The organism is Bifidobacterium sp. LH_417 (assembly GCF_056357035.1).
Genome location: NZ_JBKEVI010000005.1, coordinates 23,758 through 35,727, shown reverse-complemented (window position 1 = coordinate 35,727; position 11,970 = coordinate 23,758). Strand labels below are relative to the sequence as shown.

10 protein-coding genes are annotated in these 11,970 nt (G+C 63.6%); 2 read left to right on the top strand and 8 right to left on the bottom strand.

Translation table 11 applies throughout. The features are described 5' to 3' along the window. Positions 1-291: 291 nt before the first annotated feature. The 8 genes from AC1AYR_RS04725 to AC1AYR_RS04690 form a co-directional block, all read right to left on the bottom strand. Entirely contained in the window at positions 292-1,722 is a 1,431-nt protein-coding gene (locus AC1AYR_RS04725) for a lanthionine synthetase LanC family protein (RefSeq protein ID WP_476511641.1), read from the bottom strand. Positions 1,723-1,851: 129 nt separating this feature from the next. Further along, positions 1,852-3,036 carry an aminotransferase-like domain-containing protein gene (locus tag AC1AYR_RS04720; RefSeq protein ID WP_476511640.1) on the bottom strand — a complete coding sequence of 395 codons (1,185 nt, stop codon included), beginning with the start codon at positions 3,034-3,036 and terminating at the stop codon, positions 1,852-1,854. A gap of 2 nt (positions 3,037-3,038) precedes the next feature. After that, positions 3,039-4,478 carry an FAD-binding oxidoreductase gene (locus AC1AYR_RS04715; protein WP_476511639.1) on the bottom strand — a complete coding sequence of 480 codons (1,440 nt, stop codon included), beginning with the start codon at positions 4,476-4,478 and terminating at the stop codon, positions 3,039-3,041. Between the two features lie 87 nt (positions 4,479-4,565). Continuing rightward, complete coding sequence (locus AC1AYR_RS04710; RefSeq protein ID WP_476511638.1) at positions 4,566-5,330, bottom strand: amino acid ABC transporter ATP-binding protein; 765 nt, start codon at positions 5,328-5,330, stop codon at positions 4,566-4,568. Positions 5,331-5,482: 152 nt separating this feature from the next. Further along, a complete protein-coding gene (locus AC1AYR_RS04705) occupies positions 5,483-6,196 on the bottom strand; it encodes an ABC transporter permease subunit (RefSeq protein WP_476511637.1) in 714 nt (237 codons plus the stop codon). After that, entirely contained in the window at positions 6,193-6,903 is a 711-nt protein-coding gene (locus AC1AYR_RS04700) for an amino acid ABC transporter permease (protein ID WP_476511636.1), read from the bottom strand. The genes AC1AYR_RS04705 and AC1AYR_RS04700 overlap by 4 nt, the downstream gene beginning before the upstream one ends. A 5-nt stretch (positions 6,904-6,908) precedes the next feature. Further along, positions 6,909-7,766, bottom strand: coding sequence for a transporter substrate-binding domain-containing protein (locus AC1AYR_RS04695; RefSeq protein ID WP_476511635.1), 858 nt, complete (start codon positions 7,764-7,766; stop codon positions 6,909-6,911). A 66-nt stretch (positions 7,767-7,832) separates the two neighbouring features. Continuing rightward, entirely contained in the window at positions 7,833-8,612 is a 780-nt protein-coding gene (locus AC1AYR_RS04690) for an SDR family NAD(P)-dependent oxidoreductase (protein WP_476511634.1), read from the bottom strand. A gap of 633 nt (positions 8,613-9,245) precedes the next feature. Here AC1AYR_RS04690 and AC1AYR_RS04685 point away from each other — a divergent pair. Further along, positions 9,246-10,193 (top strand): LysR family transcriptional regulator, encoded by a 948-nt coding sequence (locus AC1AYR_RS04685; RefSeq protein ID WP_476511633.1) that lies wholly within the window; start codon positions 9,246-9,248, stop codon positions 10,191-10,193. Between the two features lie 324 nt (positions 10,194-10,517). Next, complete coding sequence (locus AC1AYR_RS04680; RefSeq protein ID WP_476511632.1) at positions 10,518-11,762, top strand: MalY/PatB family protein; 1,245 nt, start codon at positions 10,518-10,520, stop codon at positions 11,760-11,762. Positions 11,763-11,970 lie beyond the last annotated feature (208 nt).

Here is an 11,970-nt window from a genome sequence, read left to right as displayed (position 1 = left end):
CCGAACCAGGCTAAGGAACTGGTGGCGAGATACGTCTCCTCAGCGTCAGAAATCCCGGGAATCGATGGCTTCGTCCGGGATATGTGACGCTGACCAGCTCCCAGCGTCACAAATCCCGGACGATAGGACTGTTCTCCGGGATTTGTGACGCGATCGAGCGGTTCGTGCGCCTTGCGAAAATCCTGCGGCATGAAATCGGAATCCTACTGGTCGGCCACCGACTGCCCCGGATGGTTCCTTCGCATGTCAATCACATATGACCAGAGGCACCGCCAATACACCCGTGTCCGGTCACGCTTCGCGCGGGTAGGGGTCCTCCGGCAGTCGCAGCGACGGCTTCACGCCGCGCGTAAGCCGAGCCGCCTCGACCAGCACGGCCACGATGCCGGCCACACCGGCGAGGTACGAGCTGCGGGAGGAGACATAGTCCGGTTCGACGCGCACGAACGCGTCCGGCCAATGCGCCGGCCCGTCTTCCAGGAAGGATTCACCGGCAAGCTGACGTGCGGCCGCCAACGCGAACCCGCGATACTCGTCGCTTCCTGTGGCGGACCAGAGGGCGATACCGAAATGCGTGATGGCGGCAGTACCGCAGCACAGCGTGGACGTATGCCAGTATCCGGCGGAATGCGTCTGCGGCGCCCCAGTCGCCACAAGGCCACGGTACAGTTCGTCACGCCAGTCGAGATGCTGCGAGTCTCCTGTGGCCACGGCCAGTTCCTGCGCGAATCGGGACGTTCCCGCAGGCCCATGGCAGTTGCCGAGGTAGAACAGATCGCCACGATCGGTGCGGTACGGCACTAGACGCCCATCCCCCACCGGCACGGCGATGGATTCAAGGTACGCCTTGCCCTGCAATGCCGCATCAAGGAATTCCTGTCGGCCGGTGACCTGCCATGCACGCGTGAGCAGGAATCCGACGCCCGCGGTGCCGAATTCGAATCCCGGCCATTCGGTAGTCGCCGGAGCCCCCAATGCGGTGGAGTCGAGCCCTTGCCACGACAGTCCGGTCGCCCCACGCGTGGCACCGTCGCCGCTATCGCCATCATCGCCTCCATCGTGGCGGATAGCCTTAGCGAGCACGGCTTCGGCCGCATGTTCGATGATTTGCGCGTAATCCTTACGTCCGAACGTCTCATACGCCCACGCGAGCACGACGATGATGCCGCCGTCGAGCAGGATTCCCGGTTCACCGGACCACTGCACGCCGTCACCACCATCGCCATCATTCGCCGCGACGGGCTTCGCATGCGCGATGACGTCGTCGAGAATCGCAAATCCCGCGTCCACCAGATCCTGACGTTTCGCGTTCCGCCCGACTTCGAGCAGCACATACGCAGGGCCGGTGATGCCGAGATAGTAGCTCCACTCGTTGCCGGGAATCAGCTCCAACCCGGCAAGGCCGCGCTGCGCGCGTTCCGGCGACAGTGTGCCGTGCTTCCACCGGTTCACGTGGGCTTCGGCTTGTTCGATGGCCACGTCGAGATAATGTCGTTCGCCGGTCTCCTGCCACAGCTGCAGGAAGGCGAGCGCCACGCCGCCGTCACCGCTGAACAGGGAGTGGCCTCCGGGAGTGCCGTCCTCCGGCTCGTAGTCCCAGTAGATGCCGTCCTCGTCATGCTTGGCGTGACGTTCCAACCATGCCGCGCCCGAGCGGGCGAGCGTGAGGAAATCGTTCAGGTAGTCGAAGGGATGGGTGTTGTCGATGATGGTGTCCGCCATGGCTGAACTCCTATGTCGTCGTGGTGTCGGATGTGGATGAAAATGAATAGAGATCGGTTGAATGTGAATGCGGATATGGATCGGCACGTGCTGGTACGCGTCTGAGAGCACCGACGCGAAACGGCACGATCAGCCGAGCAGCGAACGCCCGATCCTGCGGGAGCCTTCGACGAGATCGTCTTCCGGGAGGAACGAGAACGCGAGTCGGAGGGCCCGCGAACCGGTGTCGAACGGATAGAAGGAATCGCCCTGCACCACCCGCACATTGCGCCGCGCGAGTTCATACCGCCTCACGTCGGTCGAGGGATCCAGGGATTCCGGGAACGTGGCCCACAGAAAGTACCCGCCTTCCGGCCGGCGCACGACGATGTCCGCGCCGAAGATGCCGGTAAGCGTGTCGTACAACGCGTACGCCTTGCGGCGGTAGACTTCGCGCTGATGCGCGACGAGTCCGTCATACCAGCCGTCCCAACCGAGCAGCGTGGAGACGATGTTCTGGGCGACTCCCGAGGGATGTACTTCGGAACTGGTGCGGTAGGCGGCGAACCGTTCCACGGTTGCGGCGTCGGCGATGTTCCACCCGACGCGCCAACCGGGTCCAAGCGTCTTGGAGAACGAACCGATTTCGATAAGATGGCCGCCATTCCGGCCTTCGCGCGCACGCTGCGGGAATTCCGCGGGAGGCTCGTCGAACCAGAGGTCACGGTAGGGACTGTCCGCGGCGATGACGAAATCATAGCGTTCCGCCAGTTCCAGCAATCGGGCTTTGGCGGCCGCGGACAACGTCACGCCGGTCGGATTCTGGAAGTCGGAGACCGTGTAGACGAGGGAGACACGCACGCCGGATTCAAGTAGCTCTTCCAACGCGCCCACATCCAACCCCCGCGGTCCAGTGGGCACGGTGCGGATGTCCGCGCCGGCGAGACGCAGCGTTTTCAACGCGAACGGGAATGTCGGATTCTCGACCACCACCACGTCGCCCGGATTGACGAACGCCGCCACGGCGAGGAAGATGCCCTGCGTGGCACCGGTGGTGATGAACACATTCTCCACGTTCGTATGGCGGCGGCGTGCCACCTGCTCGCGGAGACGATCGATGCCGGAATACGAGGAGTACGAAACGGCTTCGGCGAACGATGCGCCGCCGAACACTTCGGATGCCGCCTTCGCGTAATCGTCGCGCGGCAACAGGGAGAAATCGGGGATGCCGATGTCGAACGGCAGCAGCCGCGTTTCGATGGGGTCGATGTCATTGCCGGAGGAGAACGGCGACGCGGTGTCGAGCCGCTGGAACAGTTCGGAGTATGCGGTCATGATCACAGCCACTTTCCGGGATTGAGGATGCCGTTCGGGTCGTACACGCGTTTGATGGCGCGTTGCAGTTCGAGATTGCGCTCTCCGATCTGGTCCCCCAGATACGCCTTGAGTTCCAAACCGATGCCGTGCTCGCCGGTGAGCGACCCACCGACGGCGAGCGCCTCCCCCACCATCTCACGATGGGCTTCGTTGAGTTCCTCCGGATAGGTGTCGTATTCGCTTTTCGGCGCGAAGAACGCGGAATGAAGATTGCCATCTCCTACGTGCGCCACGATCTGGTAGGTGAATCCGTGACGTTCGGCGATGCCGGTCACCGTGGCGAGGAATCCGGCGAGCTTCGACAGCGGCACGGCCACGTCGCCGCCTGCGAGCCATGCATCCTTCGGATAGGGTTTGCCGGAGCGGCGAAGCTCGAACAGCCAGTCGACCTCCGCCTGATCGGTGACCTGCACGGCGACGGCTCCGACCGATTCCAAGGCCGTCTTGAGTTTGGCGGCGTCCGCGTCCGCGCCTTCGCCGTCGGTCTGAATGAGCAGCATCCACCGCGCGTCCCCGACGATCGTTCCGAATCGTTCGGATTCACGAATCTGGGGCAGTACTTCGAGCATCTCGCACACCGACGGTTGCACGCGGCTGCCGACCACGGCTTCCACGCCTTTGCCGGTATCTTCGATGCGCGGCACGAACCCCACGACGGTCGCGGTGGTGGTCGGACGCGGGCGAAGCCGCAGCGTGGCCTTCACGACGACACCGAGCAGACCTTCCGAACCGACGAACAACGAGGTCACATCCAATCCGGACACGTTCTTGATGGTGTGGCGGCCGGTGGTGATGATGCTGCCGTCGGCGAGCACGACGGTGAGCGACAGCACGGAATCCTTGGTCACGCCGTATTTGACGCAGTGGAAGCCGCCCGCATTGGTCGCGATGTTGCCGCCGATGCTGGAGATCGCCGCACTGGCAGGATCGGGAGCATAGAACAGACCATACCGTTCGACCGCCTTGTTGATGTCCGCGGTGATGACGCCCGCTTCGACGGTGACGGTCTGGTCGACCGGGTTGATATCGAGAATATGGTCGAGGCGTTCGGTGGACAGGATGAACCCGTCCCGCGTGGGCGTCGCGCTGCCGGCCATGCCGGTTCCTCGCCCCCACGTGAACACCGGCACGTGATACCGGTTCGCAATGGTCAGCACCTGGCTCACCTGTTCGATCGTTTCCGGCGTAATCAGCGCGGAGGTCTTGTGCGGTGCGAAGATCGAGCAATCCTGCGCGTGGGCGGCGATGTCGTCACCCCACACGGAGATGATGCGTTCGGGAACCGTCCCGTACAGTTCGTTCAGCGCGGCATCCACCGCAGCGTTCCCCGCGGGATTTTCCGCATGCGTCGTGACCGCGGTCTCATTCTTCACCGCGACCGGATTATTGGCGATGGTCATGTTTGCCCCTTCATATGTCATGGTTCGTCGTACTGTGGCGTCTTGCCTCGCCGCCGTGTTCCGTCACCCTCCCGGATGACTCACGGTTCAGGCGGCTTTGGCGGTGGCCGGTATCGTCGTTCCGCTCACGCGCTGCAGGAACTGGCGAGTGCGCTCCTGCGCCGGATGGTTGAAGATCTCATCGGGAGTGCCTTCCTCCACCACGACGCCTCCCTCCATGAACAGCACCTTGTCGGCCACGTTCCGGGCGAAGGCCATCTCATGCGTGACGACGATCATCGTGGTGCCGGACTGCGCGAGGTCCTGCATGACGGCGAGCACTTCGCCGATGAGTTCCGGATCCAATGCGGACGTGGGCTCGTCGAACAGAATCACCTCGGGGTTCGTGGCGATGGCGCGGGCGATGCTGACCCGCTGCTGCTGGCCTCCGGACAGCTGCGCCGGATAGTAGTCAACGCGATCCGCGAGCCCGACCTTGTCAAGCGCCTCGCGCGCGATGCGTTCGGCCTGCTTCTTCGGCACCTTGCGTGCGGTGACCAACCCCTCCATGACATTGCCCAACGCGGTCATGTTCGCGAACAGGTTGTAATGCTGGAACACGAACCCCGTTTTGCGACGGACCTCCAGCACCTGCTTCTTGGAAGCGGCATGCAGGTCGTAGACGTCGTCGCCGAACCTCAGGGTTCCACTGTCCGCGCGTTCCAGGAAGTTGAGGCTCCTGAGGAACGTGGTCTTGCCCGAACCGGACGGCCCGAGGATCGCCACCACCTGCCCGTGCTCAAGACTCAGATTCACGTCCTTCAATACCTGATTGCCGCCGAAGGATTTGCCGACATGCTGGATTTCGATCATGATGTTCCGTTTCGCTTTCCGTAATCGATCGGGAAGGCCGACCGCGATGTGTGGGGATGAAGGTGGATGAGTGATGAGATGGTTGCGATACATGCGATCACGAACCGTTCGGACAAGACGCGGACGAGGCTCCGACGGCACTTAAGCCACGTTCAGGCAGCCAGCGCCTTTTTGAATCTGCCGGCGCGCAGCGCGGCCGCCTTCATCAACAGCTCGATGCCCACGGCGATGGCCCAATACAGCACCGCCGCCGCGAGATATGCTTCAAGCAGGTTGTAGTTGTAGCTGGCCGACCGGATAGACTCGTTGAGGATGTCCATCACACCGATGGCGCTGGTGAGCGCCGAAGCCTTGACGAGGGAAATCAGCATATTGGAGATGCTGGGAATCGCCTCGGGAATCATCTGCGGAACCACGATTCTGCGCAGGATCTGCGATTTCGTAAGCCCTGAAGCGTATCCCGCCTCATACTGGCTGTCCGGCACCGCCAGCAACGCCCCTCGGAGGAACTCCGCCGCGACCGGAACGAAGGCGACGCTCAGAATGACAATGGATAGGTTCAGCAGTCCCGAATCCGATTTGCGGGCGGCCCAGCCGAAATGCTCGGCGATCGCATCGAAATACAGGTCGTACAGCAGGTTGGCGATGACGAGCAGCAGGTAGACGGGAATACCACGGATGATGGTGGTGAGCACCTGCAGGACCGGCGCGACCACCGGCACCCGCCAGACACGAATCACCGCGACGACGAATCCGATGGTGATACTGACGACGAACGGCACCGCGACGAGCAACAGCGTCTGCGGGATGAAATGACTCGCCGCGACGAGACTGTCGGCGAACTGCTGGCTGGAGAACGGTCTCATACCGCCTGCCTCCTTCCGAAGACCACGCGCTTGTTGAGCTGACGGAACAACAGTTCCAACGCGACGCTGACGACGAGGAATATCGCCGTGGCCGCCACATACGGTTCGAGATAGTGGTAGGTGGCGGCGCCGATGAGCCCCGCCTTACCCATCATGTCTGCCACGCCCAGCGTGGCGGCAATCGACGTGTTACGGAACAGCGCGATGACGGTGATGCCGAGACCGGGAATGATGAGTTGCACGGCCTGAGGAATGATTACACGGCGGAACGTCTGGAATCGAGTCAGACCTACCGCGTCGCCCGCCTCGTATTGGCCGGTGGGCACCGCCTCGAAACCGCCGCGGAACAGTTCCGCGAGATAAGCGGACTGGTTGACGCCGAAAGCGATGAGTACGAAGTACAATGCCTCGACCGAACTCAGATCCACGCCGGTCAGAGCCTGCGCGATGAGCGGCACGCCATAGTAGACGATGAACAGCTGCACGATCTCCGGAGTGCTGCGCACGAACGAGATATATACGACCGCGATCTGATCCAGCACGGGGATGTGATGCACTCTCACGAAGGCGATGAGCATGCCGAGCAGTCCACCGATGGCGAGCGCCGCCACCACGATGAGCAGGGTGACCGGAAGGGCTCCAAACACCTTCGGGAACACGCTCTCGAAGCGGTCGAGCGAGAACAATTGCACTTCGCCGGATCCCATTGCGATCAGTACTCCTCGGACGCGCTCAGCTGCTGGGAGAAGTCTCCGCCAAGATACTGTTCGCCGAGCTTCTTGAGCGTGCCGTCGGCGCGCAGTTCCTTCAAAGCCCCGTCGATGGCGTTGGTGAGCTTGGTCTGCTTCTCACCCTTCTGGGTGAGGAACGTGGTGTTCTTCTGCTCAAGGGGCTTACCGACCGCCTTGAGTCCGCCGCCGAAGTTCTTGTTCATATCGTTGAGCACCGGTTCGGGGCAGTACCAGGCGTCCACCTTGCCTTGCGCGAGCGCGGTGTATCGCTGTTCGGCGGTAACGTTCGCGTTGGCGTAGACGATCTTGATTGGGTTGTCCGGATGCTGCTTGTTGTATTCCTCCATCTGCTGCGACGTGGATTCGCCCACCGCCGCGTACACGGAGTGTCCGGCGAAGTCTTCGATGCTGTTGAACTGCGTCTTGTTCTTCTTCGAGGTGATGATGCGCACCACACTGCGCAGATCGGACTGCTTGGTCCAGTTGTACTTCTTCTCGCGCTGGTCGTTGAGTCGCCACGTGTGCGCGATGAGATCCAGCTTGCCGGCATCGAGCGAGACGAGCAGGGTCTCGAAGGCGGCCGGCTGGATGTCGAACTTGTATTCGGGAAGCTTCTCGTCGATCTTCTTGAGCACCTCGACCTCATAACCCGCGGGGTCGCCGTTCTCATCCACGTAATCGTAGGGAGCCCACGCGTTGCCGACGCCGACGCGGATGGTCTGCGCGTTGCTTTCCTCCGCATTGGCGGAGGTGCCGCAGCCGCTGAGACCGCCGACGACCAGCAGCGCCGCGAGGGCCGCGGCCGCGGTCTTCTTGAGGTTCCAGTTGAGAATCGCCATGATGGATGTTGTCCTGTTCTTCTTCTTGCGTGAATCGTATGTGTTGATGATCGATGGATGCACCGGTCAGATGAGCGAGTATCCGCCGTCGACGATGATGAACTGTCCCTGCACGTAGTCCGAAGCGTGTGAGGAGAGGAACAGCACCGTGCCATTCAGTTCGCCGTCCTGCCCGTAACGGCCGGACGGGTTGACTTTCTCATACGCCTCGGCGAAGCCCTCCACCTCGAAGTTGTTCGCGGTGATGCCGGTCTTGAACAGTCCCGGACCGATGGCGTTGACGGTCACCCCATGCTTCGCATAACGGGCCGCCAGCGCACGCGTGAGTCCGAGAACCGCCGCCTTGGACGAGTAGTAGGAGTCACGCACGTAGGTATCGTCGGCCTCCACATATCGGGCGTTCACGGAGGAGACGTTGACGATCTTGCCGTAGCCACGGGCCTTGAATCCGTCGATCACGTAGCGTGTAGTGAGCAGGATGCTCTTGAGATTGACGGCGAAGACGCGATCCCACTCGTCATCGGTGAAGGTCTCCGCGCTGTCGCGGGCGAAGATACCTGCGTCGTTGAGCACGATGTCGATGTCGCCGAGCGTTTCCTTCACGGTGTCGATGGCGTCGCGCACCTGTTCTTCGGACGCCACGTCGGTGGTGATGGCGAGTGCACGGTATCCCGCGTCCGTCAGTTCCTTCTCCAAGGCTGTGATGCCATCCGTGTTGACGTCGAGCAGCGCCACCGCGGCGCCGGAAGCGGCATAGGCGCGTGCCGCGTCGCGGCCGAGCCCGGATCCCGCGCCGGTGACCAGCGCGACCTGTCCGGTCAGATCGAAGAGTTGGTTCTGTGCCATGAGTGTTCGTTTCCCCTGTATTGTCCCGTATCGTTTGTGTCGTCTGTCCGTGTCACCGTGCGTTTCGCACTGCGTTTTCCGCTTGCCGGCCCTGGCGGACCTGCCATATGGCATGGCTCGCGCAGGGCCTTGCAGCGTACACGGCTGGAATGAGTGCGCGGGGCGGAGATTGTCGGTTCCGGCTCCCCTATTGCCGGAGCCTGCCTCACGCGTGAAGACTGACTGGTTTACCGCCCGCGGCCGCCTGTAGCTGGCCGCAGGCCATCACATTCGTGTGATGCGCCGCGGTATGGCGAGTATGCCGATCCGGTTCGTGCCTTTCATGACGACCCCCTGTTCCCCGATTCCGCCCGGACGTTCCCCCGCCGGCCGGAATCCTTATGTTTCCTACGCGTTTGCCGCGTGTACCTTGAAGGTACCATGGCGAAACGGTCGAAAACACGGCGTGGCTATACGGCCTCCTTATGAACGGCTATCCCCGTTATCAGCCCGGCTGATGAACCGTTATGCACCCGATACGTCCGACCTCACCAGCCCTGGTGACTATCATCGAAACCGTACGGGAATCGCGGCACACGCCGTACCGCGTCAGCCCTCCCCGAAAAACCGCCCATCTCACGAATCGAGTCGCATATGACGGAACTGAACCCGCAGTCGCTGGTCACCCTGTGGCAGATCGAACGCTACGGCTCGTTCTCGGCCACGGCGAAGGCGCTCGGCTGGTCGCAGCCGGCGATCAGTCAGCAGGTCAAGAAGTTGGAGGCGCAGTGCGGCACGACGCTCGTGGAGCGCACGTCGCACGGCGTGCGCCTGACGGCCACGGGCGCGATGCTCGCCCGTCACGGCGAGTCGATCGCGGAGCGACTCGAGCACGCCTCGCGCGAGTTGGAGGATTATCGCGAGCGCCGGTACTCGCATCTGTCGCTGATCGCGCCGCCGTCGATCTGTTCGACGATTGCGGCGCGCACGGTGGTCAAGCTGGGCATGTTCACCGACGTGAAGCTGAGTCTGACGCAGATGGAGCCACCGGAGGCGATCGTGCAGGTGGCGCGCGGCAAGGCGGACGCGGCGGCCGTGTTCCGTTACAGTTCCATCCCGTCGTTCCTCCCGTTGGGCGACGATCTCACGTTCCATTCGCTCGGTTCGGACCCGTTGCGCCTGCTGGTGCGCCGGTCGAGCGACGTGGCGCGCCGGTATGCGGACGATCACAAGCCGGTCTCGCTGGCCGTGGCGAAGGACGAATCGTGGATCGCGGGATGCCCGACCTGCCGCGCGAATCTCGTCAAGCTCGCGTCGCGTGCCGGGTTCACGCCGGACGTCGTCCACGCGACGGACGACTATTGGGCGACGCAGAATCTGGTGGAGGTGGGCATGGGCGTCTCGCTCGTGCCGGAACTGGACACGCACATCAATCTGGGCGCGGACCTGGTCGCCTGCCCGATCGCCGACGACTATGCGACGCGCGAGGTGGGAGTGGTGACGCGCACCGGCGACCACCGCCCGGCGGTGGACGCGCTGGTGCGCGAGATGAAGCGCACGGCGGTCACGTATCTGACCGCGCGCGACGGCGACGCCGCGTGACACGTGATACGTGACACATGACACGTGTGCATCCCATCGTTGCGCATGTACGTCGCCCGAATATCCGGGGATATCACGTTACTGTCACGCGTCCCGTCGCGAGACGCGTCCCGTCGTTACGCGTCCCCGTCTCCCGCGTCCCGTCGTTGCGCGTCCCCACCTCCCGCGTCCCGTCGTTGCGCGTCCCCACCTCCCGCGTCCCGTCGTTGCGCGTCCCCGCATCCCGCATCCCATCGCGCGCGATAAGCAAAAACGCGAGCGCCATCACGATTTCGTGGCACCGCGGCGTTGAACGGCGCGCGCGACCCGCGGACAATGAGTGCCATGACTATGAACGGCACCATGCTTGACAACAACGACACCACCGTCACCTGCGCCGCCGCCCCGGACTTCGATCCGGCGGCGATCGACGCGTTGACGGCCGACGACCTCGTGCGCATCGGCTCGGACAAGTGGACGCGCTTCCCTGGCACAATCGGCGCGTTCATCGCGGAAATGGACTTCGGCCTGGCACCGTGCATCGCACGCGCGATCGCCGATGCGGCGGCCCGCGGCGCGACCGGCTATCTGTCCGACCCGTTGAAGCGCGAGGTGGCGCGCGCGTGCGCCGCATGGCAGCTGCGCTACGACTGGACCGTGGATCCGGCCATCATCCGCACCGTGCCGGATGTGATGGAAGCGTATGAGGTGTTCCTCGGCGAAATCGTCGGCGAAGGTCATTCAATCGTCGTGCCGACGCCCGCGTACATGCCGTTCCTGAGCGTGCCGGGACTGTGCGGCGTCGATGTGATCGAGGTGCCGATGCTGCGCGACGGCGAGGGCATCGACGCGGGATGGCTGTTCGATTTCGACGCGATCGAGCGCGCGTTCGCGGGCGGATGCCACGCGTTCGTGCTGTGCAACCCACACAACCCGATCGGCAAGGTGCTGACGCGCGACGAGATGCTGCGCCTGTCCGAACTCGCGGACCGGTATGACGTGCGCATCTTCTCCGACGAGATCCACGCGCCGTTCGTCTACGGCGACGCCCGTCACGTGCCGTTCGCCTCGATCGACGAACGCACGGCGATGCAGGCGTTCACGGCGACGAGCGCGTCGAAGGCGTTCAACATCGCGGGCACGAAATGCGCGCAGGTGATCCTCACGAATCCGGCGGACATGGACATGTGGATCCGCGACGCGGAGATGTCCGAGCACCAGACCGCCACGATCGGCGCGGTGGCTGCGGTCGCCGCCTATGACGGCGGCTCCGCGTGGCTGGACGGCGTGCTCGGGTATCTGAAGGGTAACTTCGACGTGGTCGACGACGAGATGCGCGGACGGTTCGCCGCGGTGCGCTACGCGCGGCCGCAGGGCACGTACATCGCGTGGCTTGATTTCTCGCCGCTCGGACTGGACGATCCGGCGGGGTATTTCCTGGAGCGCGCGCATGTGGCACTCACCGACGGCCGTGAATGCGGCGAGGCGGGCCGCGGATGCGTGCGGTTCAACACCGCGATGCCGCGCCCGATCCTCCGCGAGGCGTTCGACCGCATGGCTGCCGCCCTCAAGGCCGATGGCCTGCTCTAACAATCGCCTGCTGACAGCCCCCGCTCCGCTGGCGGAGGCTGTCAGCAAACCTGCCAACCATCCCACCCCGCGTGCAGGGTCTGTCGGCAAACCGAACGCCGCCCCGCCAGTGGAGGCTGTCGGCAAACCCGATACGCTCATCCTTGCCCGCCAGTGGAGGCTGTCGGCAACAATCCGTCACGCCACCTCCGCCCCCGCTGGCGGGGGC